Origin of the sequence: Yersinia massiliensis (genome assembly GCF_003048255.1) — a bacterium.
Lineage (GTDB): Bacteria > Pseudomonadota > Gammaproteobacteria > Enterobacterales > Enterobacteriaceae > Yersinia > Yersinia massiliensis_A.
The window spans coordinates 1,825,984-1,851,291 of record NZ_CP028487.1 but is presented as its reverse complement, the minus strand read 5'-3'; the positions used below and the strand labels follow the sequence as shown (position 1 = coordinate 1,851,291).

Here is a 25,308-nt window from a genome sequence, read left to right as displayed (position 1 = left end):
ATCGGCTCTTATAGTAGCTGCTAACCTTCGCGACCACAATATTAGACGCCTACCCACTCGCGTGAAGCCCTGTCAGCACTCAGAACACATTAGTACCACAGGCTCATGATTGGCCAACCGACGAGCAACAGCATGGTGATATAGAACACCCCCATGATCCCGCCCAACCGCCAGTAATCTTTCGATTTCACGTAACCGCAGCCATAGATAATCACACCAGGGCCGGTTGCGTACGGCGTTAGCACGCCCATGATCCCGATAGACAACACTAACAGCATCGATAAATGCTCCATCGGTACACCGGTCAAGCCTTTACCGACCGCCAAAATCACTGGCAGCATAGTCGCGGTATGAGCCGATAAACTGGCAAACATATAGTGGGAGAAGTAGAACACCAGCACCAACGCCACCACGGTCATATTGGGTGAGAAACCATCCAAATGGGTACTCATGGTGTTAGCAAACCAATCAATGAAACCAGAGCGGGTCAGGCCATTCGCCATCACCACCAAGGTGGCCAAATTCACCAAGGTGTTCCACGCACTGGAGTATTTGGTGATGTCTTTCCATGACACGACATGCAAGGCCAACATCAGCGAAACAGCCAGTAAGCCAACAGTGGTGGCATCAATAAACTTACCGCCAAACACCCATAAGCTCAGGCTCAGCAGCACCAAACCAATCAGCGTCATCTCTTGGCGCGTCAGTGGCCCCATTTCTGCCAGTGCTGTTTGCGCCCAAGCCGCGACTTCATTACTTTTGGTCACGCCAGGCTTATACAGTACATAAGAGAGCCAGGGTGCAACGATCAGCAAAATTAAGCCCACCGGCAGGAAGGCCAAGAACCACTGCATCCAACCGATATGAACACCGGCAATTTTGCTGACAAACTCAATCCCCAGCACGTTAGGAGCTGCGCCGGTGACAAACATGGAAGAACTGATACTGGTCCCGATCACCATCATCCACATCAAATAACCCCCGATGCGTCGTGATGAAGGGTCATTGGGGAATGAATCAAACAGTGGCGGCAAGTTTTTAACCACCGGGAACACAGTGCCACCGGTACGGGCGGTATTCGATGGCGTAAAGGGTGCCAACAGAATATCGATGATGACAATGGCATAACCCAGCGTCAGGGTGCGTTTGCCCATAAACTTCACCATGAACAAAGCGATACGGCGGCCCAGTCCTGTGGCTTCGTAGCCGAGAGCAAAAATGAACGCGCCGAATACCAGCCAGACAGTGGTGCTCGAGAACCCTGCCAACCCCCATTTCAGCGACTCTTTGCCGCCATTAAAGCTCGCATCGGCCACTTCAGCAGCACTGAACAGCACCCAGTCAGAACTGAGCACGCAAATTGTCACGGCAATAAAACTTATCGCGGTGGCAGGGATAGGTTCTAAAATCATGCCCACAATCATGGCAACAAAAATCGCAAAATAGCGCCAAGCTTGAGGTGGCATACCTTCTGGGGTCGGGATAAGTAGCAGAACGGCCAACACCACAAAGGGCGCGAGCGCTTTCCATAATTTCTCTTGCGACTTCAACATAAAGAGACTCCTATAACACCGTTATTATTTTTTGTGTGAGGGATGGTGAGGGAACTGCGCCAGCAACCAGGTCAAGATCAGCAGATCAGCACTGCCGCCGGGGCTCAGGTTGCGAGCGATACATTGGGCGTCAAACTCCCGCACTCGCCTCTGGCTGAGTGGGCAACCCATCCCTGCCGATGAGTGTGAAGTCAGAATGTCTGTCGCCTGTTGTTGTAGCCATTGCAGCCCCGCCATACCGCCACGCGAAACCACATTGGTATCGCGGTTGACGGACATCAAAACCAGCAAGGTGTGCAATAAGGCGTGATCAGGTTGCGTACCTTCGGCGATTAACCGCCGGTACACCGGTAAGGCATGGGTCAATACGGTGGCGAAGCCTGATTCTGCCTCGCCCCGCGCCCCCGTCAGTCCATGCTGATAAAACAGACGTTGGCCTGCCGTTTGCTGCGGGTTGGTTTGGCACAGTTCGCGTTGCGTTAACCCACGACACAGATGCGCCACTTCCTGACAAACAGCCTCAGCATCGATCTGTTCAGCGCGGGCTCTCAGCCGCCCAAGTGCACAGCAGATCAGTCCCAACGAGAAAACACTGCCCTTATGGGTATTCACGCCGCCAGTGGCACGAAACATGCTGTTTTCACATGCCAACCCCAGTGGCCTTAAATTGTTCAGTGCTGCCTGTCCGCACAAATGGTGATGGTTGATACCCTGTTCGATAAAACGCGGTAGCCACGGCGCTATCGCATCGGCGCTGTAATAGAAATCGATCAGTGCCATATCCCGATGTGCGCCGCAGTTGTTGCGATCGACCAAACCGGGTTTCGGCGTCAGATTCACCTCGGTCAACATGGCTCGATAAGCCAGCCCGCCCCAGTGTCTGGCAAAATCAACCGCCTCATTCACCTCCCCCACCGGCAACGCAGTGAAGGAGAGCCACTCATCAGTGCGTTGCAGTTGTGGCATTGAGCATCAACTCCATCTGAGCCAATAATTCATCAATGCTGTGAGTTTGCGCTCGCCCACAAACATTGGCGGGACGGTGGCACAGCAAGCAGCGGCGAGGCGGTAAACCCACATCACTGCGCGATAGGATCTGACCAGAGGCATCCAGCACATCGATATCCCATAACCGACCTTGCGGGTGCTTTAACTCCAGTAACAGCGCCGCGTCTTTCACGTGTTCTGCTGGCAGATCAACCGCAATTAAGCCTTCGCAACCGGTCGGCAGCGGGAATACTTCCTGCTGTAATACCGGCCAGTGCTGCTGTTGGCTTAGCGTCATAATGGCTTGCCATGCCAACGCAAACAGTTTGCGCGTCAAGGGGTTATCTTTCACCGCGCCGGGGGCCACTAAAGTGAGTGAAATCAAGCTCACTTGATGGCGCGCCAGCCAAGCTTGTTGCCGATGCTGGCGTGACTCTCGACTAGTGAGTAATTCCGGCAAACTGATCGGCCGATTAGCCGCTAATGCAGGAGAAAGTATGTTCATGGCTTATTCCTGTATCTGATGCACAACATCAATCACGGAACCGTCGCGGTAACGCACTACCGCGACCACGCGATCAGTAAATTGGATTGGCTGCGGCACGCCAGTTAAGATCAATGCGCGCTCATAGAGCCATTCGATAGTCACGACCGGCAAACCGGCTTGTTGCAAGCGTTCAGCCAATTCAGGTCGAGCCGGATTGACGGCAATACCATGATCGGTCACTAAAATATCGACACTGGAACCGGGGGTGACACAGGTGGTCACTTGGCTCACCAATGTTGGAATACGGCCGCGAACCAACGGGGCGACGATGATAGACAGACGTGCCGCCACCGCCGTATCACAGTGACCGCCGGATGCACCGCGTAAAACACCATCCGATCCGGTCAGCACATTGACGTTAAAGCGGGTGTCGATTTCCAGCGCACTGAGGACCACCACATCGAGCCTGTCGACGGATGCCCCTTTTGAGCTGAAATTGGCGTATTGGTTAGCACTGATTTCAATATGATTGGGGTTTCGCGCCAGTGAAGACGCGGCCTGCCGGTCAAAACTTTGCACATCCAGCAGCTTAGTGATCAGCCCTTTTTCGTGCAGTTCCACCATCGTGGAGGTGATGCCACCCAGCGCAAATGCAGCGGTGATATTGCGCCGCAACATTTTGTCTTCCAGAAAACGGGTGACAGCCAGTGAAGCGCCACCGGTGCCGGTTTGCAGCGAGAATCCATCAACGAAATACCCAGAGCCAGCAATAACTTCCGCCGCACGGCGAGCAATCAGTAACTCACGTGGGTTTGAGGTCATTCGGGTGGTATCAGCGCCAATCTTGTCGGCATCCCCGACCTTTTCAACCTGCACAATCAGATCGACTTGATCCTGCGTAATACTGGCGGGGTGATGGGGGTAAGCCACCAGCGCTTCGGTCAACAACACCACGCAATCGGCATATTCCGCATCCACTCTGGCGTAGCCCAGCGAACCACAGCAGGCATTGCCGCTAAAACCGTTGGTATTGCCGAATTCATCACAGGCAGGCACCCCGATAAACGCCACATCAATGGTCAGTTCACCGGATTCAATCAGGTTAACCCGTCCACCGTGAGAGTGAACTTGTACCGGTTTGCCCAATAATCCGCGTGAGACTTCTTCTGCTAGCGGGCCACGCATCCCTGAGGTGTAGATCTCGCTCACCACGCCATTGCGGATATGCTCGACCAGTGGCGAATGGCAATCGCTCAAAGAGCTAGAAGCCAAGCGAAGATTTTTGAATCCCATGGCGGCGATGGCTGCCATCACCAAATTCAGCGTTAAATCGCCGGCACGGAATGCATGGTGGAAAGAGATGGTCATGCCATCTTGCAAGCCTGAACGACGAATCGCTTTTTCTAATGAATCGCAAATTTTAATGTCACGGGGCTTTTGCGCCTGCAAATTGGCTTTCGAGGCATTTTGGTACCCCTGATACGCAGGGCCGTTGTCTTGACGGTGACTGAAGTTTTCTACTCGTTGTTGCCTATTCATTTTTTATTCCTCACGCAAACCGCTAACCGCACGTTGCAAAACCAACCGCGCCCGTTCAATCACGGGGCTATCCACCATCTTGCCGTTCAAGGAGACGACTCCGCGCCCTTCGGCCTCCGCCGCCGCAGCGGCATCCACCACCGCCTGAGCATGGCGAACTTCTTTTTCGGTCGGGGCATAGAGGTTGTGTAACAGTTCGATTTGACGTGGATTAATCAGCGACTTGCCATCGAATCCCAGTTGTTTGATCAGTGTGGCTTCGCGCAAGAAACCGGCTTCGTTGTTGGCATCGGAATAAACGGTGTCGAAGGCTTGAATACCGACGGCGCGGGCAGCCTGCAAAATAGAACAACGGGCAAACAGCAGTTCAATCCCTTCTGGTGAGCGCTCAGTACGCAAATTGCGGACATAGTCCTCAGCCCCCAATGCAATTCCCATCAGGCGTTCAGAGGCTTGTGCAATCGCCAGTGCCTGCGTGATCCCTTGCGCGGATTCAATCGCTGCCAGTAGACCGGTGCTCCCCACTTCGCGGCCACATTCAGACTCGATACGGCTGATTTCTCGTGCCATATCCTCAACATCTTTCGCGTTATCGGTTTTGGGTAAGCGAACGATATCCGCGCCACCGCGCACTACCGCTTCCAAATCTGCCAGACCATAAGCTGAGTCCAAGGCATTGACGCGCACAATGGTTTCTACATCTTGATAAAGCGGGTGTTGTAAGGCGTGATAAACCAAACGACGAGCAGCATCTTTTTCGCGCAGAATAACCGAGTCTTCCAAGTCAAACATCAACGCATCCGCCTGATAAATAAAGGCGTTACTCACCATCGCCGCGTTAGCACCGGGGACGAACAACATGCTGCGGCGCATTCTATTTTTCATTTCAATTTTCATGACTGCGCTCTCCATGGCAGAATTTTTTCATCGCAGGCTCTGAGCAAGGCGGTTTCAAGACGTGCCTGCAAAACGCAATCCAGTGCGCCTTTATCATCAATAATCAGTTGCACCCCAGTCACCTGATGCTGTTCCAGCAACGCCAGTACGCTATAGCGAATGGCTTCACCAAATTGCTTATCCACACTGCTGTGAATTTGCAGGTCTATTTCGGGCGGATTTAGCGGTGCAATGCGCACCATAACGTCGCTCGACTCCAGTGTTCCGGCGACGGCCTCTCTGATAATTTTCATGTTTCACCTGATTAACTTGTCTTCAAATTCAGTGACGGCGGACTGACGAATCAGTCCCTATCTTTTCGCCCTGCTTTATCGGCTTTTGTCAGTCGACTAAAACAGGGCTGGATTCTTTTCCGGCGGGGCATTCTTTGCCGGTGAGGCATTCTTTGCGGATGGGGCATTTTTTTCTGCGTTAGCGGTTTTTTGCGCCCGTTGCGCCAACAATCGCTGCAAGTAGTGGCAGGTCGCCGGTGGAACTAATTTGCGAATGGTGTCTGCATCCCCCTGCGCTAAGAGCTTGCGCACCCAAGAGGCAGAAATAGCGGTGTTTTGATATTTAAGGCGCTCAATTTCCACCAAGGAAATTGGGGGGGATGGTAATGACGGCGTTTCCAGCCAGTAGCCCATGTCATGGTTATATTTGGCGGTCACGGTACAAAATGGCTCAGTGCCGACAAACCGGTGAGTCACACCTAATGCAGGTGCTAAATATTGGCGGAATATTTTCAGGTCGATCTCGGTGTAACAGTCATCGGCGACACCTTGATCTTTAATGAAATAACACGGGAAGGTGGCGCGGGAGATCATATATTCCGAACCGGGGTGCACCGTAAGATTGGCGATATCTTGAGTGCCGCTGAGCACTAATTGCAGCCTGTCTTCATAAGGAAAACGGGAATTATCTTCTTTCACCAAAAATAGGTGTAACCAATCACATTGTGCTGCCGCCTGACGGACTAAATATTGATGTCCACGGGTGAAGGGGTTGGCATTCATCACAATGCTGCCAATTTTCTGCCCAGGCTGGCGTAGCTGGCTTAATTGTTTCGCATAGCGCTGCAAACGGCAGGCGCTATTTTCCATCAACACCACAATACCGGGCACATCGGCTATAGGATAAAAGCCACAATTTTTAAATAAACTTTCGTTTTTAGTTTTGGTATAGATAAAAAGATGGCTATGGTGCCGTTCATACGCCAAGTTGACTAACTCCGTTGCCAGTGTCAGCGCTAAGCCTTCGCCCCTGACCTCCTCGCTGATGGCAACGCACTTGATAATGTTGCCCGCAATCCCCCCACAGGCCACCAGCTTTTCATTTCGGCTTACGGTAATAAACACATCAACAGTGGTATCTATATTCAGATCATTAGCCCGTAAGAAACGTGTTATTTCTGCAATCTGTTGATGGTCTGAACGATTAATTCGACTGAATACCGCATCCATAATTAGCTCTCTGCTCTAACGTTTACATAACAAATAAAAAACAAGGAAAATATCGAAAAATAAATAACGAACAGCTACAGGTCGAAAATAAATATTTCACATAATATCAACACGATAAAATATCTTTTCGCCATTTTCTTTTAATTGGGATTAATTGACGAACACATGCTAAACATAAAAATAGCCGGATTAATTGACCTATTTCACATATAAGAGAGTAAATAAAAGTTATTTAATGGTTTTAATTATCTTAATTATTTATATATATTTTTATTTCTCTTAGCTATTTAATTATTAGCTAAATTGACTTATGTTAGCGCCAGTCCCTATGGTCACTATGTTAATTAAGGTGAGTAATGTGTCGAGTCATTCCCCAGCAGATAATTTAAGTTGGCGCGACCCAATATGGAGCCGGTTGAAAAATATGGCTTTCCCGCTGCGTATTTTTCTCTTGCTATTAACCGTCTCGATTTTGCTTATCGGTGCATTAGATCGTTTCCTCAGTCACAACTTTGAGCAATATCTGTTGGATCAAGTCAGTAAGACCGCGATGAATCAGGCCAAAATTATTGCCTCAATGGACTCGGTGGTGAATGCCGTTAAACATCGCGATAAAGAGCAATTGGCGCAAATTGTTGGCCGGCTGGGCAGTACTTCCGATCTGGATTATCTGGTCATTGGTGATACCCAATCCATTCGCCTTTATCATCCTAATCCCAAGATGATTGGCTACCCAATGCAATGGACCAAGCCCGGTGCGCTAGAAAGGGGCGAAAGCTACATTATTTTTGGTAAAGGTTCGATGGGGGAAGCCATGCGGGCGAAAACCCCTATCCGTGATGAGCAAGGGAAAATCATCGGGGTGGTTTCTCTCGGCTATTTGATCAGTAAAATCGATCATTGGCGGCTGATTTACCTGCTCCCCCTCACCCACTCATTTATTCTCGTGCTCATTGTCTTGCTGCTGTTGTCATGGCTTTTTGCCCATCATATTCGTCGCCAGATGATGGGGATGGAACCCAAAGAAATCGCCCGCGTTTTACGCCAACAAGAAGCCTTATTCGGCGCTGTCTTTGAAGGACTGCTGGCGGTTGATCCTGCGGGGAAGATCACTGCAATCAATCAAAATGCGCGTAAGATGTTAGGGATCTCTGCCACGCCACAGCAATTGATTGGTTGTTCCGTCAGTGAGGTTGTCTCTCCTGACCACTTCTTTCTCGATCACACCGGTGATAACCGTCAGGATGAGCTTTGTACCTTCAATGGTTTGAATACGATAGCCAACCGCGCTGGTATTTGGTCAGAAGAGGGGGTGTTTCAAGGTTGGGTAGTGAGTTTCCGTAGTCAGGATGATATTCATACGCTCAGTGCTCAACTCAGCCAAGTTCAGCAGTATGTTGAGAATCTACGTACCGTGCGCCATGAGCATCTGAATTGGATGTCAACCATGAGCGGGCTGCTACAAATGAAAGAGTTTGATCGGGCATTGGAGATGGTGAAAACCGAATCTTCATCTCATCAAGCCTTAATTGATATGTTACGTACCGCCTTCGATAACCGGCAAATTGCGGCGCTACTCTTTGGTAAATACCATCGCGCTAAGGAGTTAGGGCTGAGTTTAAACTTTGTTGCCGGCTGTCAATTAGGCACTCTGCCAGCCAACGTGGGTGAGAATGAACTGGCCGCGATTATGGGGAATTTATTGGATAACGCCTTTGAAGCCAGTTTGAAAAATCCGAACAGTGATAAGCAGGTGGATATTTACCTGTCTGATGAAGGTCATGATTTGATTTTAGAAGTGGCTGACCATGGCTGTGGCATTGACCCACAATTGCAAGATAGCCTGTTTGAACGGGGTGTTAGCTCGAAAAACTCAGATGAACATGGTATCGGCCTGTACCTCGTCGCGACCTATGTTCAGCAAAGTGGCGGCACCATCACGATAGAAGAAAATCCGGCATGCGGCACCTTATTTACAGTCTTTATTCCAAAGACGCATTGATCTCAAAGACGGGGAGATCCCATGGAATGGCTTAATATTTTAGTGGTAGAAGACGAAACACCACTGGCAGAGATGCATGCAGAATTTATCAAACAAAGCAGCTATTGCCATGAGGTCTGGCTCGCCGGTAATTTGCAGCAAGCCCGCAGTATGGTGGCTCGCTTTAAGCCTGATTTAATTCTGCTCGATAACTATCTGCCTGATGGCAATGGATTAGAGCTGTTACGTGAAATGACCTTACAGGGCTTCACGGGGGGGATTATTTTTGTCACCGCAGCCAGCGACAGTGAAACCGTTTCTGAAGCAATTCGTTACGGGGTGTTTGATTATCTGATTAAGCCGGTGGCCTACGAACGGCTGGAGCAATCATTAGCACGCTACAGCCATCGCCATCAGGTCTTGCAGGATGGTACTAAGGTTAATCAGCGCCAGATAGATGAGATGTACAACACTTATGCTCGTGGTGAGCAAAAAGTGGCGCTGCCATTGGGGATCGATCAACTGACGCTGGATAAAATTCAAACGTTATTCAGTGATAGTGCTGCTGAATATACCGCTGAAAATGTTGCTCAAGCGCTCGGGCTAAGCCGTACCACGGCTCGGCGTTACTTGGAATTCTGTGCCGCGAATCAAGCGCTGCAAGCAGAAATCATTTATGGCAAGGTTGGCCGCCCCCAACGGATTTATCGTAGCCGCAAACAAGCTTAATCTGAGATAGCTGACAATGTGCCCGTTGCGGTGAGGACAAGCAGATCGTAAAGACGCCGTAAAATCATCCCTGATGGCGCGGACGCTTTGCTCTTCTGCTTGCCCTCACCGTTCCAGATCGAGTCATCAGTGTTCGTCAGCAGTCTGTTAATCTCCGTTATGCGCCCCTTTACCGGTGGCGTATCATTTTTCAGCATGAGCAACATTTTCAACGACAGCATCTTTTTTCAACAATAACTGACGATATCCTAATCAGATTTTTCTCACATCTGTTAAGCCTCCAACATTTCTGATAACAATTATTGCTCAGCTAATGATTGATCAGCATCATGCCTTTATCGGCTCCGCAATAATGAAGAAACATGATTAATGTTGCATTGATAGATGACCATATCGTTGTCCGCTCTGGTTTTGCTCAGTTGCTGTCACTGGAAAAAGATATTCGTATTATTGGTGAATACGGTTCAGCGGTTGAAGCCTGGGCTAATCTGCCGGACATTGACGTGCACGTCGCGGTGATGGATATCTCGATGCCAGACGAAAGTGGGCTAAGTTTGCTTAAGCGTCTGCGCCAAAAAATGCCCCATTTCCGCGCCATTATTTTGAGTATTTATGACACCACCGCTTTTGTGCAAAGCGCAATGGATGCGGGTGCAAGTGGGTATTTAACCAAGCGCTGTGGCCCTGACGAACTAGTACAGGCGCTGCGTACCGTCAATGGGGGTGGACTTTATCTCTGCGCCGATGCACTGCGCGCGCTACGGCATATGCCACAACAGCCACAGCAATTGGCGGTACTGACTCCCCGCGAAAAAGAAATTTTCCAGCTGTTGGTCAATGGCATCAGTGTCAAAGCCATTGCCGACCAACTGTTCCTCAGCCATAAGACAGTGCATGTTCATCGGGCAAACATTTTGGGCAAACTCCAATGTGAAACCACGGTCGAGTTGGTCCATTTCGCGCTGCAACACCAGTTGCTAGCCGGTAACTGACATGTGGCAACTGCGCTCAGTGGGGCTATCGCTGTTTTTAGCCATCTTCTTTTCTCTCAGTTGGCTGGCATTGTGGACCATCAGCTTTTACCTGAGTGATGAGGGCTTGCATGCCATTTTGCTGCTGCCGCAAGGGCTGCGGCTGGCTTTAATGATTCTGCTACCACGGCGCTATTGGCCGGTGCTCTTACTGACTGAATGCCTTGGGCTTTGGTGGCTACACAGTGAACAACTGCAAACGTCCACCTTGGTGCTATTGTCACCGTTACTCAGTCTGCTCCCGGCTTGGCTCACCCAGCGTTTTTGGCATCACTACACCCTTTATTGGCAACGGCTGCTCATGTTGCTGACCGCGGTGGCGGGTAATAGCCTGCTGCAAGGCGCCGCACTGGGCTGGTGGTTGCCTCTGCCTGTAACCCAAACGCTGCTCGCGACCTTTACCGGCGGTATCTTGTTAGTGCCGTTTACTTATCTCATTTATGAATATCTAAAACAGCAGCATATTCGGAATCTATTTTCCCAGCAGATGCCAGACCCACCGCTGCGCACGTCGCTACTGATTTGGTGTTCGCTTATTTTCGCGATTTTAGTCTGTGTACAAGTGGCGATTGCGCCCAATATGGAACGCCTGCTGTTGATTTTCGTCTTTCTGCCTAACGTGTTTATGGCTTATAAATTCGGCTGGCAAGGCGGGGTGCTCGCTGCGGTATTAGGCAGTTTGATGATCACTGTGACACGCCAAGCCAGTGGCGCATTTCATGATTTAGCAGAACTGGAATTGTTTCTATCGACTCAGGCATTGCTCGGGCTGACACTGGGGATCGCCATCAGTCGCCAACAACAATTGGCCGAGCGTTTACACCGCTATCGTCATCAATTGGAACAAGAGTTGCAGACCCGCCGCAAGTTGATGGCGCGCCTCGTGCATACCGAGGAAGATGTGCGTAAAGAGATTGCCCGCGAGCTCCATGATGAGATTGGGCAGAACATTACCGCGATCCAAATTCAAGCCATGCTCGTCAACCGCAGCACCCCTACGCCAGCCGCACAATCTGCGGCAAATCAAATCAGTCATTTATCGCAACGTATCCACCAAACCACTCGCCAGTTATTGCGCCAACTGCGCCCACCGGTGCTGGATGAAATGCCGCTGGACCATGCGCTGCACCATCTGGCCGAGGAGTTTGCATTTGCTGAGCAAGGGATCAATTTTGAGCTAGATTATGCGCTGCCCCCCACTCCCGGTGAAGATGCAGTGGTGTTTACCCTTTACCGACTGGTGCAAGAGTTGCTCAATAACATCAACAAGCATGCTAAGGCCCGCAATATCCTCGTTAGCCTGCGTCTGACGGATAATATCATCACCTTAGAGGTGCGCGATGATGGTATGGGCATGGCGGCACCATCGTCAGGTAGTGGGCTGGGGTTGCGTGGCATAGAAGAACGTGTGCGCGCGCTGGGCGGCGACTGGCAACTGCAACGCCGTGTGGGCACTCGGGTGGTCGTGAACTTACCCACCCATGTCCGTGCCCATGACAGTGTGAGCCTGTCCACAGAACGCGATCAAAAACCATCATAAATAAGCATTATTCCTAGTCATCTAAAACCTTGTCTCATCCTTTTCATTTTCACCTTCCCTACACTCATTCCCATTACCGGAGGAATCCATGACTGCATCGTCGACGACGTCTAAGACGTTATCCCCTGAGCCTTTGACGCCAGAGGAAGTCAATGCGCGTTACCGCTACTGGCGACCACGCCTGATGGCTGCGATGGTAGTGGGTTACGCCGCTTTTTACCTGACGCGTAAAAGTGTCAATTACGCCATGCCAGTGATGCAGGTGGAATTGGGCTTGGACAAAGGCGATATCGGCTTACTCGGCACATTGTTTTATCTGGCCTATGGCGGTTCGAAATTTGTTTCCGGCATTGTCAGTGACCGAACCCAAGCCCGTTGGATCATGGGTATCGGCTTGATGATGACCGGCGTGCTCAATGTGGTGTTTACGCTGTGCCACACCTTGCCCGCCCTGCTGGTGGTCTGGACCTTAAATGGCTTTTTTCAGGGATGGGGTTGGCCGCCTTGCGCCAAATTGCTGAGTACTTGGTATTCACGCAATGAACGCGGTACGTGGTGGGGGTGTTGGAATACCTCCATCAGCATTGGCGGCGCGGCTGTGCCTCTGCTCTCGGCGTTTCTCGCCTCGTACTATGGCTGGCAAGCGGCACTGCTCGTCCCTGGCGCAATTGGTATCGGATTGGGGCTTTGGCTGTGCTGGCAACTGTGCGATAAGCCGCAACAGCAAGGTTTGCCTACCATCGGTCAATGGCGGCGCGATCCGCAAGATCAGTGGCAAGAGCAGCAAAGCCCACCGATGCCAATGGGGCGTATTTTCCGCGATGCGATTTTGCGCAATCGGACTATCTGGATGTTGGGCGTTTCCTACGTGCTGGTTTACCTGATCCGCATCGCCCTTAACGACTGGGGCAATATTTGGCTGGCAGAGAGCCACGGGGTGAATTTGATCAGCGCTAACGCCACTTTGTCGCTGTTTGAGTTAGGGGGATTATGCGGTGCACTGTTTGCCGGTTGGGGATCTGACCTGCTCTTTCGTGGTCAACGCGCGCCGATGATTTTGCTGTTTGCACTGGGGCTGTTTCTGACCATGACCGCCTTGTGGCTGGCACCGGTGCATCACTATCCCTTGCTGTCAGTGACGTTTTTCAGTATCGGTTTTTTTGTTTTTGGCCCGCAAATGCTGATTGGCTTGGCCGCGACGGAGTATACCCATAAAGATGCCGCTGGCACGGTCACTGGCTTTCTCGGTTTATTTGCCTATCTCGGCGCAGCATTGGCCGGATGGCCACTGGCGCAAGTGCTGCAACACGCTGGCTGGCAAGGATTTTTTGCCTTGTTAACGCTGGCCTCGGCGGGGGTGGGTTTGTTATTGATGCCGTTGTTGATGACTGGCACCAATCGATTAGGGTTCGAACCGGCGGGGAAACGCGTGCCCCCGACGGATAAAGTGTAAATGTACGTCGAATAAGACCTCTGAGCGCGTTTATCTCTACAACAACATTTATTTCTACAACAACAACTCTGCATGTCACTCGACGTTGGGCCATCAGAGAATAAAAAGGATAATGTTATGAAACTTGCACCTCTGTCTGTACTGATTGCTGCGGGCCTCGCACTGAGCGCCTTCACGACCGTTGCCAAGGCCGAAGGTCGTCTGGTGATTTATTGCAGTGCCACCAACGCCATGTGTGAAGAAGAAGCCAAAGCCTTTGGCGAAAAATATGATGTCAAAACCAGCTTTATTCGTAATGGTTCTGGTAGCACGCTAGCCAAAGTCGATGCTGAGAAAAAGAACCCGCAAGCGGATGTCTGGTATGGCGGCACGCTAGACCCACAATCGCAGGCCGGTGAAATGGATCTGCTCTACGCTTACCAGTCTCCTAATCTGTCCCAGATCATGCCGCAATTCCGTGACCCTGCAAAACGTAAAGGCAACTATTCATCAGCGGTCTACATTGGCATTCTGGGCATAGGCGTGAATACCGACCGCCTGAAAGAAAAAGGATTGCCAGAACCAAAATGTTGGAAAGATCTGACGAATCCAGTCTACAAAGGTGAAATCCAGATTGCCGATCCACAAAGCTCCGGCACGGCATACACGGCGTTAGCGACTTTCTCCCAATTGTGGGGCGAGGATGCTGCGTTTGATTACCTGAAACAACTGAACGCTAACGTGTCGCAATACACCAAGTCAGGTATAGCCCCAGCCCGTAATGCTGCCCGCGGCGAAACCACGATTGGCATCGGCTTCTTGCACGATTACTCGCTGGAAAAAGAGAAAGGCGCGCCACTGAAGTTAATCTCGCCTTGCGAAGGTTCCGGTTATGAAATCGGTGGTGTCAGTATTCTCAAAGGCGCACGTAATCTGGATAACGCCAAGTTGTTCGTTGACTGGGTGCTGTCAAAAGATGCACAAGAATTAGCCTGGCAGAAAGGCCAGTCCTACCAGATTTTAACCAATACCACCGCCGCCACTTCGCCGAACTCACTCAAGCTGGAAGACCTGAAGCTGATTGACTACGACATGGACACCTACGGTGCCACCGAGATGCGTAAGAAGTTGATCACCAAGTGGGTCAACGACGTCAAGATGGGTCAATGACGTGAAGATGGGTAAATAGCAGCCCACAGATTATTTATATCGTCTATCAATAACTTCAATAACTCCCTCATTGGCGTTGTAGCAAGACCGTGCAACGTCAATGACGAAGGTTATCTCTGGGGAACACCATGACACACACCCTTCGGCTCCCGCAGACACGGGACGCCATCTTCTATTGGTTGGCGTTCGCCGTGGCCGCTTTTGCCTTGTTACCGGCTTTTAGCTTGGATTACGGCCTGCTTGAAGCCAGCCGTTCTGAGCTATTGGCTGCCTATGGTTGGTCGAGCCTGAACATCAGCACCTTGTGGTTTGCCCTACCACTTGTATTACTCTTTCGCCCCCTTACACCAGCGGGCCGTGAACACCCTCACCGCCATTTTTTTGATGCCGGTTATGCCCTCTTCTGTGCCGCATTTGTGGTGGTCAGTTCTGCTTGGCTAGGGCGTGGGCTTGGCTTTGCGACGATTGGGCTGTTTATCGCCTTGGGTGCCATTATCACGCTGGCCTTGGCGCGCCTAGAATGGCTCGGAGGGGATCGTTTTGTCCTCGGGTCACTGGTGACCATTATCGCGCTGATTACCGTGTTTATTCTGTTCCCCAGCATCGCGATTTTCATCCCCATCTTTACTGATGAAAGCGGGGCTTTTGCGCCATGGCAATTTATGGCTATTCTAGGTCAGGCGCATATCCTGCAAGTGATTTGGAACTCGTTCCTGCTCTCAGTGGCCGTCGGCATTGGCTGTACTTTCTTCGGCATGGTGCTGGCGATATACACAACGCGCATCGCCAAACGCTCAGCGTTGCTAGGGCGTATTTTCTCGATTTTACCCATTGTGACGCCACCTTTTGTGGTCGGTTTAGGCGTCACCTTGATGATGGGCCGTTCAGGCTATGTGACTGAGTTGATGGTCACTTGGTTTGGGCTAACCAATACCAACTGGCTGTACGGATTTACCGGTATTTGGCTGGCGCAAGTTTTGGCCTTTACCCCCATGTCATTTATGATCCTCGATGGCGCAATTAAGACCATTCATCCGTCATTGGAAGAAGCATCCTATACCCTGCGCGCCAGTCGTTGGCAGACCTTTATGCAGGTATTCCTGCCCCTGTTGAAACCCGCGCTGGCTAACTCATTTTTGATTGTGATTGTGCAATCGCTGGCTGATTTTAGTAACCCGCTGGTGCTCGGTGGGAACTTTGATGTGCTCGCCACACAAATCTACTTCTATATTACGGGCGCACAACTGGATTATCCTGCCGCCTCGACATTGGGCGTCATTCTGCTGATGTTCTCGCTGTTTATCTTCTGCATCCAATATATGTGGATTGGGAAACGCTCCTACGTCACTATCTCCGGCAAATCCTCTCGTGGCGATGTTCAGCCATTACCAGTGTCATTGGTATGGGGCACCACCGCCATGTTGTATGTATGGATAGCCTTTAATGTGTTGCTGTACGGCAGCATTTTCTACGGCAGTTTCACCGTCAATTGGGGCGTTGATTACACTTTGACGCTCAATAACTTTAATCAGCTCTTCGGGCAAGGTTTCAGTGATGGTGCATGGCCTTCACTCCTCGACACGCTGCTGTATGCGGGCATTGCCGCACCTATCACAGCCGCTTTTGGCTTGCTGATCGCCTATATCGTGGTACGCCAACAGTTCCGTGGTAAAAAAACCATCGAATTCAGCACGATGCTGTGTTTCGCTGTTCCTGGCACTGTCGCGGGCGTCTCCTATATTCTGGCCTTTAACAGTGCGCCGGTTTACCTCACGGGAACAGCCGCTATCGTGATTATTTCGATGGTCATGCGTAACGTTCCGGTGGGGATACGTGCGGGGATTGCCGGATTGGGTCAATTGGATAAATCGCTGGATGAAGCCTCGTTAAGCTTACGGGCCGGTTCACTACGTACCGTTATCTATATTTTACTGCCGTTGCTGCGACCAGCGATTTTGTCTGCACTGATCTACAGCTTTGTGCGCGCCATGACCACCGTTAGCGCCATCGTTTTCTTGGTGACGCCGGATACTCGTGTCGCCACCTCTTACATTCTTAACCGCGTGGAAGATGGGGAATACGGTATTGCGATTGCCTATGGTTCCATCCTGATTGTGGTGATGCTCGCCATCATTTTCCTGTTCGATTATCTGGTTGGCGAAGCGCGTGTTGCCCGCTCGAAAGCCAGCAATGCTGAATAATGACGGACTGATAAGGCTAACTTCTATGTCTATAAATTCGATGTCTATTAAAGAAACTCACACGTCTAACAAAAATACTGCTGGTGATAAAAAGCATTTTGTCGAACTGAAGCACGTCACTAAACGTTTTGGCACCAACACCGTGATTGACGAATTAAATCTGGCGATCCCTCAAGGGGAGATGGTGACCCTACTCGGCCCATCAGGTTGCGGTAAAACCACGGTTCTGCGGTTGGTGGCGGGGCTAGAAAAACCCACTGGCGGCCAAATTTTTATCGACGGTGAAGATGTGACTGACCGATCTATCCAGCAGCGGGATATCTGCATGGTCTTTCAGTCCTATGCCCTATTCCCGCATATGTCGCTGGGGGAAAATATTGGTTATGGCCTGAAAATGCTTGGTCGCCCCAAGGATGAGATCCGCGAGCGCGTGCAAGAGGCCTTAGCCTTGGTGGATTTAGACGGCTTTGCAGACCGTTTTGTCGATCAAATTTCTGGCGGGCAGCAACAGCGCGTAGCCTTGGCAAGAGCCTTGATTCTCAAACCCAAAGTGCTGTTATTTGATGAGCCACTGAGTAACTTGGATGCTAATTTGCGGCGCAGCATGCGCGATAAGATCCGTGAATTGCAGCAACGGTTTAATATCACGTCGCTGTATGTAACCCACGACCAAAGCGAAGCTTTTGCTGTCTCAGATACCGTTCTGGTGATGAATAAAGGCAAAATCATGCAAATAGGCGCGCCACAAACCTTATATCGCCAACCCGCCTCTCACTTTATGGCCAGTTTTATGGGGGACGCCAACGTATTCCCTGCGCGCATCAACAGTGATAGCGTTGAGATATTCGGTTATCACATTCCTCGCCCACAAGGTTTCGCCGAAGGCTATCAACAATCAACCGTCGGTGTGCGGCCTGAAGCCATCACATTGAGCCAGCAAGGTGAACCTAGCCAGCGATGCATGATTAATAAAGTGGCCTATATGGGGCCACAATATGAAGTTTTGGTTGATTGGCAGGGGCAATCCTTACTACTGCAAGTAAATGCCACCCAGCTGCAACCGGCACCGGGTGATAGTTATTACCTGCAAATCCACCCTTATGGCATGTTTGTATTGGCTGATACCCCCGAGTAAACACTTATGCGGGCAGCTTAAAACAGGGCTGCCCGCCTTTTTATCGGATATCAAACTAGCATTTACTGAGCAAATACTGTGCTAAAAACTAAAAATCTCAATAAGTTGCACAAACTCTAAGCAAACGATCCGATTTTTCTGTTTCCCCTTTGACATGTCCCAGATACCTCGCTATTATTCGCCCCGTTCACACGATTCCTCTGTAGTTCAGTCGGTAGAACGGCGGACTGTTAATCCGTATGTCACTGGTTCGAGTCCAGTCAGAGGAGCCAAGTTTAAAGAATCCCGCTTAAGGAAACTTAAGCGGGATTTTTGCTTTGTCGATGGCATGGAAGGCAGCGAAAAGTAGACGTCAACCATTTGAAATGGTCCACGAGAGTGATAGTGACCGAAATACCACTATTTAGGCCGCAGCTTTATTATTATAAATTCCAGTGTGTTGCATCTACAACGCCGCGGCCAAATCGATACCTATATCCATGATATTTATGCCCGAATATGAACCAGATTGAGCCATAGAGATTTCCTACACCTCGACTTAAAAAATCGTTTATATTTACATTTAGAATTATAAATTAACTGTTCACTGTCTAATTTACTGAGTGGCCCATTATTATTACATTAAAAAAAATCCCAATTCGTTTATAATCAATTTACTACATAGCCATACGCTATTGGGCTGATTAGGGCCAGTAACCTATACATGAGCAAGAATCTTTTCTTGATAATCTATAATTACAGATTAAAATCACCGAAATAGTACTTTGGGCATCGACAATAGTGGTTCATGTTTATCTCATCTTGGGTAATCATTTGGAGTCATTCGATGCAAGTGAAAAGTAGTGAAATACCCCTGCTAATCCCAAGATATAACGGTGTACGGAGAGAACATGACAAAATCAGTGATGATAGTTGATGATCACCCAGCTATTCGAGTGGCCATTCGCGCACTGCTATCACAAAGCAATGAATTTTCAACAATTTATGAATCAGTCGATGGTAGTGAAGCGCTCGAACTATTAAAAAACAACCCCGTTGATTTAGTTATCATTGATATTGAATTACCTAATTTCGATGGTTTTTCATTACTAAAAAAACTGCAACAACGTGGTTTTACGGGTAAGTCCTTATTTTTGTCAGCCAAAAATGAGCAAGTTTTTGCCGTACGTGCATTACAGGCGGGTGCCAACGGATTTATCAGTAAAAATAAAGATATTAGCGAAATTCTTTTTGCGGCACAGAACGTATTACGTGGGTATTCATTCTTTCCATCTGAAGCATTAACCCAATTAGCAGGCCAGCCTTCTAGCCATGATCCTGTCAATCGGGCTCGTTTGTTGTCAGAACGCGAAATTAATGTTTTGCGTTATCTGGTGAATGGCCTCTCTAATAAACAAATTGCCGACGAAATGTTTATCAGTAACAAAACTGTCAGCACCTATAAGACACGAATCCTGACCAAGTTAGGGCTAAGTTCTGTCATTGAGCTAGCTGATTATGCACATACCCATAATTTGGTGTAGTTCAGCTTGGTTTGGCCTGCGGCGCATCAAGTTATTTCTGCGTAGTTGGTTTTCCTTACGTATTTTATTGTGCTGTCTGCTGTTCCTTAGCGGGCAGCTTTATGCTTCTGTGACGGCGGGCCGACAAGGATGTGACACAGGCCAACCCCTAATGATACACAGCATCGCCAATAGCTATAGCGAAGACTTATTGCTGGCCCCTTCTACCGACCCGCGCCAGTCAAGTCGGCGCACAGTGAGAGTGGGTGTTGTCGTTGATGCCAACACACCCTTTGTCGTTAACCGCGATGATAATTCTATTGAAGGGATTGTTGCCGACTATCTGAAAATCATGAGCGATGCGAGCCAATTATCGTTCGAGATGATTGGCTATTGTGATTACGGGTTAGTTTTGAATGCGCTCGAGAATGGTCAGATTGATTTAATGGCTGGGACCCCTATGCCTGCTCAGCCTGGGCTGATCGCTTCCCATGCTTTCTTTACTAACCGGCATGTTGAAGTGCGCAGTAAAAATTGGGATCCAACCAAGCGTACTCATCCAGAAACGGTGGCTATCGTTAATAATGAACCCCTTTCGCCTGAATTTTTATTTAATTACCATGCTGACAAAATTGTCGCCTACCCTAACCAATTACAAGGGCTGCTCGCTGTCGCATACGGTAATGCCGATGTATTCGTCTCGAATGCCACATCTGCCAACTATTTGATTGACCAATTGCAGTTGCTAACGTTGCAGATTCGCAACTTTGCCCCTTACCACCCTGCCCCCTATACTTTTCTCGCGCGGGAAAGTAATAAAAAACTGATTGAATATATTAATCAGATCATCGAACTGTTACCGACTCGTGCGACCGGTGATATTCAACAGCGTTGGTTTGGTAGCAAACCCCATTACAATATTGATGCTAAGTTGCTGTTGACTGAGCAAGAGGTGAGCTGGATTCAGAGTCATCCCGTCGTCACTTACGTTGCCCCACTGGATCTCGCACCACTGATTTTCCGTGACCGTCAAACCGGCTTAATGGCGGGTTTTTCCGTTGATTTAATCGATATTATTTCACGTCGAACCGGCCTTAAATTTGAGCCAATTTACACCAAAGATTCGGCTGAAGGTGTTCGTGATTTTATCGCCGGTAAAATCGATATGCTGCCGATTGTCGCCGTACGTAACGGCCAATATGGCAATAATCTTTATTCATCACCTGTCGCCCAATCGCTATGGGGCATTCTGACTCGTGAAGACCGCATTGACATCAACAATGTGGCAGATCTGGCTGGGAAACGGGTGGGCATGCAATCAGGGAGTGCCTCCAACAGTATTGTGGGTAACCCGCTTTTGGCCCAGAAAATTACCTTTGTCGAAGCCCCTGATACCATGACCTTGGTGCGTTGGTTACAGCAGGGAAAAGTAGATGCTATCGTCAAAAATATGATGACAGCTAACTATTTATCAGCACAAAATTTTAACCCTAAAATCAAAACCGTTGCAGTGGCAGGTGAAGAACCACTGATGATGGCATTTGGTATCAATCCCAAATTACCCGAATTAAAAGCCATCGTTGATAAAGTTATTGAGTCTATTCCGCCGGAAGAACTCGACAATCTGCTTAGCGAATGGAGCACATTCAAACCTAACCCGGTGAGTTTTGATAACGATAACTTAGATAATGAATTACTGATGCTAGCACTGAAAATTAGCTCAGGGCTGTTACTTATCTTTGGGTTATATCTTTGCTATTTGGTGTTCAATAAGCGTCGTCAAGCTAAGCTGTTACACACCCGTTTACTGCAACAAGAATCTATTATTAATGCCTTGCCCTTCGCTGTATTTATTCGTACGGCACAAGGGGAACTCGCCGTACATAACAGCCACTTTGCGGCTGCGCATCAAGATAAGCTCAATGACATGCTCAATCAGAACAATGAGCAAGCCCACTGGCCGATGACGAACCAACTCGATCGCGAGATAGACAAATACTGCCAGACTGTTTTGTTGGATAGAAAACCACAAATGGTCGATTTATCCTTGGAAATTAACGAAGAGCTACGGGATATCTTCCTATGGATTATTCCACTGGATAACGCTGAACGCAGTTTGCTGGGGGGTTGGTTAGACATTAGTCAGCGTAAAACGGTAGAACGTGAGTTGGAAGCCGCACGTGTCGAAGCCGACAGTGCTAATCGTACCAAGAGTACGTTCCTAGCCACCATCAGTCATGAACTGCGCACGCCAATGTATGCCATTATGGGCTTACTGGAGTTAGAAATTCGCAGTGAGAAACCGGTCGAAAAAGATACCTTGATCACCGTATCTAAGACTGCACAATCATTGATGCTGCTATTAGATGACATTATTGACTCTGCCAAAATTGAGGCCGGCCAACTGAGTGTTCATCCCGCCGTGGTTGATTTCCGTCAAGAAATAGAACGGATGTTCACACTCTATCAGCCTATTGCCGATCAACGCGGGCTACGATTCTCTGCTTGGGTGGATGATCAAATCCCACCTTTGCTGATGGTTGATATGCTGAGAGTCCGTCAGGTGATGGGGAATTTACTGGGCAACGCGCTGAAGTTTACCGAACAAGGCGGTGTCTCTGTTGATGTCACTTGGGAGCCGACAGACAGCAAGCAGGGTGTCATGAATATCGATATTACTGATACCGGTATCGGCATTTCTTTGGCTGCACAGGCAAACCTATTCCAGCCGTTTAGTCAGGCGAACGAAGGTAAATCACCGCGCTTTGGTGGATCAGGATTAGGGCTTTGGATATGCCACCAGTTGATCCATAAAATGGGTGGACAAATTATCTTGGAAAGTCAGTTAGGCAAAGGCACGAGCCTATTTATTACCTTGCCGCTGGAAATTGCCACTGAGGATGACTTACCACAAGACACGAATATTCTGCACGCTGATGAAAAACAACTTAGTCAGCTAAAAAACTTACGTGTTTTGGTGGTGGATGATTTGCCCGCTAACCGCCAGTTGCTCCAACAACAGCTCGCCTTTATCGGTATTGAGCAGATCATGAGCGCAGAGAATGGTGCCGAAGCTTGGCAAATATTGCAGCATTATAGCTTTGACATGGTCATCACCGATTACAATATGCCATTGATGAATGGTTACGAACTGGCTTCGCATATTCGTAATAGCCCCACAATCAAAGATATGGTCATCATTGGCTGTACAGCAGATGCTCGTGAAGAGAGCGCTGGCCGCTGTGCTGATTCGGGCATGAATGATTGTATGACTAAGCCGATCACCATCGATACCTTACGGACGGTTCTGCTGCGTCAAGAGATAATCTCTGGCAGTGACGAAGGTGGTAGTAACGAAAGTCCTCGCCCTATCGCGAATGCTCAGGCCGTGCAATTGAAAAACAGCGCCACACCGAGATTGCCGCAATCCCCTCTTGTGGCAGCAAGAGAAAAATTAAACTCGCTCTCGGGTGGAAATGTTGAGGTAGGGTTGCAGTTAGTACAATCATTGCTAGAAAGTCATTTGCAAGATACGGAAGCATTGACACAGCACTATAACAAGTTGATGGCAACGGATAGCTCTTCGACCCCTGCAGATATTTATGAAGAGATGGCCCGCTTGGTGCACAGAATTAAAGGCAGTGTGCAACTGATCGACGCGCAGACTCTGGTAGAGAGTTGTATTGAGCTTGAGCCGCTGCTACTGGCTCATGATAAGGCTAAGGTTATTACTCATAAAGTCAATTATCTGAGATTGTTAAGTGAGGCTAATCTGCTATTAACTCAGTTAGTTTCCTATTACTCAAAAATAGGTAGTGGTAATACCGTAAAATAGAAATTAACAATCACTCAAAACTAAAAAAACCGTCGAAAATTTTGGCGGTTTTTTTATTCCCTCCCTACTAATAATCAAATTTTCGATAGAATAATAATGATATCGCCATAAAAACCACTCATTATAGTAAATTGATATTTAACAACTTAATTATTATTCTAATTTTAATCAGATCTCTTCCTACATGCCTTGTAGGATATTTCAGATGCAAAACAAGGACGTCTCTCATTCTACTGACTTTCATTTCCCTCTACACTAGGCCAGCACAGAAAGTGAATAGCAAAATATGAAAAATGAATCATCTTATTCAACTGAATGATCGCTCATTCTGCTGAATACTAAAGCGCTTAGTTCACTAAAATTATAAATGATAAATTTAAGTAGGTATTACATGGGAAAAACTCTAGTCACATTGGTGCTGCTTACCCTACCGAGTATGGCGTTAGCTGCGACCTCTAATAATACAATTAAGTTTCAAGGCGAAGTCGCTGAACAAACTTGCATGGTGGATATTAACGGTACTGCTAACACCCCCGTCGTTCTATTACCCACCGTCTCCACAAGCAACCTAAATCAAGTGAATGCTGTTGCGGGTAAAACCAATTTCACGATCAACCTCACCGGCTGCAATATTGCCATTCAAGACACCAAAATCAGTTCGGTTTTTCAGGGAATGAACGTGACGAGTGGTGGCAACTTGGGGAATGTCGGTACAGCACTCAATGTCGCAATTCAATTGCTTGATACTAATGGCGCACCGATTCGTATGTCTGGGGGCAGCGTCGAAGTCCCAGGAATTACACTGGTTGCAGGTGCTACCTCCGCATCACAAGATCTGGCAGCACAATACATTACGGAAGAAGGTCGTGCGACGGCAGGGAGTGTCATTGCTTCAGCTCAATATGCCATCACCTACCCCTGACTATTCATGAAATGAGTGTGTTTCATGAATACGTCGGCTAACCGGTAACGGAGCCTAAATAAACCAGAGCAAAGCAAGGATATAGAAGCACTATGACACTGACTGCCCACAAAATAATCGCCTGCTCGTTGTTGCTGCTTAGCGGCGTACCCTTATGGACCAAAGCCAGTGTTGTCATGACAGGGACTCGTATCATTTATCCTGAAGGCACTCGGGAAAAAGTATTACAACTGAGTAATAAAGATGACCATCCTAATTTAGTTCAGTTATGGATGGATGATGGAAGCAATCAATCTTCACCATCAAAAAGCGATGTTCCCTTCACGTTGACACCACAGATATTTCGTATGGAACCTCAGAGTGGGCAAGTCGTCCGGCTGTCATACGTTGAACGTAATTTACCTAAAGATCGTGAATCTGTGTTCTATCTTAACTTTTTGCAGATCCCCGCGTTAAAAGCCGATACCCAAACTGATAATAAGCTGGTTTTGATCGTGAATAATCGGCTCAAAGTATTTTATCGTCCTGCGGCTTTAAAAGAAAATGTCGATACATTGGGTGAAAAAGTCCAAGTGACATTGGATAGCACTGACAGTAATAAAATTAAAGTACAAAACCCAACGGCTTATTACATCAGTCTTCGTGATGCCAAACTGGTGAGCGAGGGAAAAACCATTTCGTTTGCCACAAGTGAAATGTTCCCGCCTAACTCGACCACTGATTTAGCGCTCCCTGATGGGGTCAAAGCCAAGAAAGGTGAGCAACTGACATTCAACGTGGTTAATGATTATGGCACGAATATCCCTAGCCATTATCTTTTGTAATTGGCCCGAGAATGACAAGCCAGTACCCCCTAAGGCCCAGG

Annotated in this window: 19 protein-coding genes and 1 tRNA gene; 13 read left to right on the top strand and 7 right to left on the bottom strand. The window is 48.7% G+C overall.

Going from position 1 to position 25,308, the window contains the following annotated elements; translation table 11 throughout:
* Positions 1–89: 89 nt before the first annotated feature.
* From DA391_RS08470 to citC, 7 genes are all read right to left on the bottom strand, one after another.
* A complete protein-coding gene (locus DA391_RS08470; protein WP_049609517.1) occupies positions 90–1,553 on the bottom strand; it encodes an anion permease in 1,464 nt (487 codons plus the stop codon).
* A gap of 24 nt (positions 1,554–1,577) precedes the next feature.
* Positions 1,578–2,405, bottom strand: a complete 828-nt coding sequence (citG, locus tag DA391_RS08465) for a triphosphoribosyl-dephospho-CoA synthase CitG (protein WP_409945055.1) — start codon at positions 2,403–2,405, stop codon at positions 1,578–1,580.
* Between the two features lie 91 nt (positions 2,406–2,496).
* Positions 2,497–3,045 (bottom strand): citrate lyase holo-[acyl-carrier protein] synthase, encoded by a 549-nt coding sequence (gene citX, locus DA391_RS08460; protein ID WP_050079758.1) that lies wholly within the window; start codon positions 3,043–3,045, stop codon positions 2,497–2,499.
* 3 nt (positions 3,046–3,048) lie between these two features.
* Positions 3,049–4,566, bottom strand: a complete 1,518-nt coding sequence (gene citF / locus DA391_RS08455) for a citrate lyase subunit alpha (protein ID WP_050079759.1) — start codon at positions 4,564–4,566, stop codon at positions 3,049–3,051.
* A gap of 3 nt (positions 4,567–4,569) precedes the next feature.
* Positions 4,570–5,463 carry an aldolase/citrate lyase family protein gene (locus DA391_RS08450; protein ID WP_050286377.1) on the bottom strand — a complete coding sequence of 298 codons (894 nt, stop codon included), beginning with the start codon at positions 5,461–5,463 and terminating at the stop codon, positions 4,570–4,572.
* Entirely contained in the window at positions 5,460–5,756 is a 297-nt protein-coding gene (gene citD, locus DA391_RS08445; RefSeq protein ID WP_049609508.1) for a citrate lyase acyl carrier protein, read from the bottom strand. The genes DA391_RS08450 and citD overlap by 4 nt, the downstream gene beginning before the upstream one ends.
* Positions 5,757–5,852: 96 nt before the next feature.
* Positions 5,853–6,965 carry a [citrate (pro-3S)-lyase] ligase gene (gene citC / locus DA391_RS08440; protein WP_088130166.1) on the bottom strand — a complete coding sequence of 371 codons (1,113 nt, stop codon included), beginning with the start codon at positions 6,963–6,965 and terminating at the stop codon, positions 5,853–5,855.
* 337 nt (positions 6,966–7,302) lie between these two features.
* Between citC and dpiB the strand changes: the two genes are divergently transcribed.
* The 13 genes from dpiB to DA391_RS08375 all read left to right on the top strand — a co-directional run bounded on the left by dpiB (position 7,303) and on the right by DA391_RS08375 (position 25,267).
* Positions 7,303–8,967, top strand: a complete 1,665-nt coding sequence (gene dpiB / locus DA391_RS08435; protein WP_167398217.1) for a sensor histidine kinase DpiB — start codon at positions 7,303–7,305, stop codon at positions 8,965–8,967.
* A gap of 21 nt (positions 8,968–8,988) precedes the next feature.
* A complete protein-coding gene (gene dpiA, locus DA391_RS08430) occupies positions 8,989–9,675 on the top strand; it encodes a two-component response regulator DpiA (protein WP_019210435.1) in 687 nt (228 codons plus the stop codon).
* A gap of 362 nt (positions 9,676–10,037) precedes the next feature.
* Positions 10,038–10,667, top strand: coding sequence for a response regulator transcription factor (locus DA391_RS08425; RefSeq protein WP_050079763.1), 630 nt, complete (start codon positions 10,038–10,040; stop codon positions 10,665–10,667).
* A gap of 1 nt (position 10,668) precedes the next feature.
* Positions 10,669–12,246, top strand: a complete 1,578-nt coding sequence (locus DA391_RS08420) for an MASE1 domain-containing sensor histidine kinase (protein WP_057645787.1) — start codon at positions 10,669–10,671, stop codon at positions 12,244–12,246.
* Between the two features lie 88 nt (positions 12,247–12,334).
* Complete coding sequence (gene uhpC / locus DA391_RS08415) at positions 12,335–13,699, top strand: MFS transporter family glucose-6-phosphate receptor UhpC (RefSeq protein ID WP_050079765.1); 1,365 nt, start codon at positions 12,335–12,337, stop codon at positions 13,697–13,699.
* A gap of 117 nt (positions 13,700–13,816) precedes the next feature.
* Complete coding sequence (locus DA391_RS08410; RefSeq protein ID WP_050286370.1) at positions 13,817–14,848, top strand: ABC transporter substrate-binding protein; 1,032 nt, start codon at positions 13,817–13,819, stop codon at positions 14,846–14,848.
* Positions 14,849–14,976: 128 nt separating this feature from the next.
* The gene (locus DA391_RS08405; RefSeq protein ID WP_050286369.1) at positions 14,977–17,049 is read left to right on the top strand and encodes an ABC transporter permease; all 2,073 of its coding nucleotides are present in this window, start codon (positions 14,977–14,979) and stop codon (positions 17,047–17,049) included.
* Positions 17,050–17,089: 40 nt separating this feature from the next.
* Positions 17,090–18,184 (top strand): ferric ABC transporter ATP-binding protein, encoded by a 1,095-nt coding sequence (gene fbpC, locus DA391_RS08400; protein ID WP_098904698.1) that lies wholly within the window; start codon positions 17,090–17,092, stop codon positions 18,182–18,184.
* Positions 18,185–18,380: 196 nt separating this feature from the next.
* A tRNA-Asn gene (locus DA391_RS08395) sits at positions 18,381–18,456 on the top strand.
* Between the two features lie 618 nt (positions 18,457–19,074).
* The gene (locus DA391_RS08390; protein ID WP_019210436.1) at positions 19,075–19,707 is read left to right on the top strand and encodes a response regulator transcription factor; all 633 of its coding nucleotides are present in this window, start codon (positions 19,075–19,077) and stop codon (positions 19,705–19,707) included.
* A 79-nt stretch (positions 19,708–19,786) separates the two neighbouring features.
* Positions 19,787–23,521 (top strand): response regulator, encoded by a 3,735-nt coding sequence (locus DA391_RS08385; protein ID WP_167398215.1) that lies wholly within the window; start codon positions 19,787–19,789, stop codon positions 23,519–23,521.
* 391 nt (positions 23,522–23,912) lie between these two features.
* A complete protein-coding gene (locus DA391_RS08380) occupies positions 23,913–24,443 on the top strand; it encodes a fimbrial protein (protein ID WP_050079769.1) in 531 nt (176 codons plus the stop codon).
* A gap of 92 nt (positions 24,444–24,535) precedes the next feature.
* On the top strand, positions 24,536–25,267 hold the full coding sequence (locus DA391_RS08375) for a fimbrial biogenesis chaperone (RefSeq protein ID WP_050079770.1): 732 nt from the start codon (positions 24,536–24,538) through the stop codon (positions 25,265–25,267).
* Positions 25,268–25,308 lie beyond the last annotated feature (41 nt).

Bases quoted from the DNA above. Each gene is read 5' to 3' on its own strand.
- DA391_RS08450 (WP_050286377.1), bottom strand. From the start codon at position 5,463: ATGAAAATTGAAATGAAAAATAGAATGCGCCGCAGCATGTTGTTCGTC.
- citG (WP_409945055.1), bottom strand. From the start codon at position 2,405: ATGTTGACCGAGGTGAATCTGACGCCGAAACCCGGTTTGGTCGATCGC.
- citD (WP_049609508.1), bottom strand. From the start codon at position 5,756: ATGAAAATTATCAGAGAGGCCGTCGCCGGAACACTGGAGTCGAGCGAC.
- dpiA (WP_019210435.1), top strand. From the start codon at position 8,989: ATGGAATGGCTTAATATTTTAGTGGTAGAAGACGAAACACCACTGGCA.
- dpiB (WP_167398217.1), top strand. From the start codon at position 7,303: ATGTTAATTAAGGTGAGTAATGTGTCGAGTCATTCCCCAGCAGATAAT.
- uhpC (WP_050079765.1), top strand. From the start codon at position 12,335: ATGACTGCATCGTCGACGACGTCTAAGACGTTATCCCCTGAGCCTTTG.
- citF (WP_050079759.1), bottom strand. From the start codon at position 4,566: ATGAATAGGCAACAACGAGTAGAAAACTTCAGTCACCGTCAAGACAAC.
- citX (WP_050079758.1), bottom strand. From the start codon at position 3,045: ATGAACATACTTTCTCCTGCATTAGCGGCTAATCGGCCGATCAGTTTG.
- DA391_RS08380 (WP_050079769.1), top strand. From the start codon at position 23,913: ATGGGAAAAACTCTAGTCACATTGGTGCTGCTTACCCTACCGAGTATG.
- DA391_RS08420 (WP_057645787.1), top strand. From the start codon at position 10,669: ATGTGGCAACTGCGCTCAGTGGGGCTATCGCTGTTTTTAGCCATCTTC.
- fbpC (WP_098904698.1), top strand. From the start codon at position 17,090: ATGTCTATTAAAGAAACTCACACGTCTAACAAAAATACTGCTGGTGAT.
- DA391_RS08410 (WP_050286370.1), top strand. From the start codon at position 13,817: ATGAAACTTGCACCTCTGTCTGTACTGATTGCTGCGGGCCTCGCACTG.
- citC (WP_088130166.1), bottom strand. From the start codon at position 6,965: ATGGATGCGGTATTCAGTCGAATTAATCGTTCAGACCATCAACAGATT.
- DA391_RS08390 (WP_019210436.1), top strand. From the start codon at position 19,075: ATGACAAAATCAGTGATGATAGTTGATGATCACCCAGCTATTCGAGTG.
- DA391_RS08375 (WP_050079770.1), top strand. From the start codon at position 24,536: ATGACACTGACTGCCCACAAAATAATCGCCTGCTCGTTGTTGCTGCTT.
- DA391_RS08425 (WP_050079763.1), top strand. From the start codon at position 10,038: ATGATTAATGTTGCATTGATAGATGACCATATCGTTGTCCGCTCTGGT.
- DA391_RS08470 (WP_049609517.1), bottom strand. From the start codon at position 1,553: ATGTTGAAGTCGCAAGAGAAATTATGGAAAGCGCTCGCGCCCTTTGTG.
- DA391_RS08405 (WP_050286369.1), top strand. From the start codon at position 14,977: ATGACACACACCCTTCGGCTCCCGCAGACACGGGACGCCATCTTCTAT.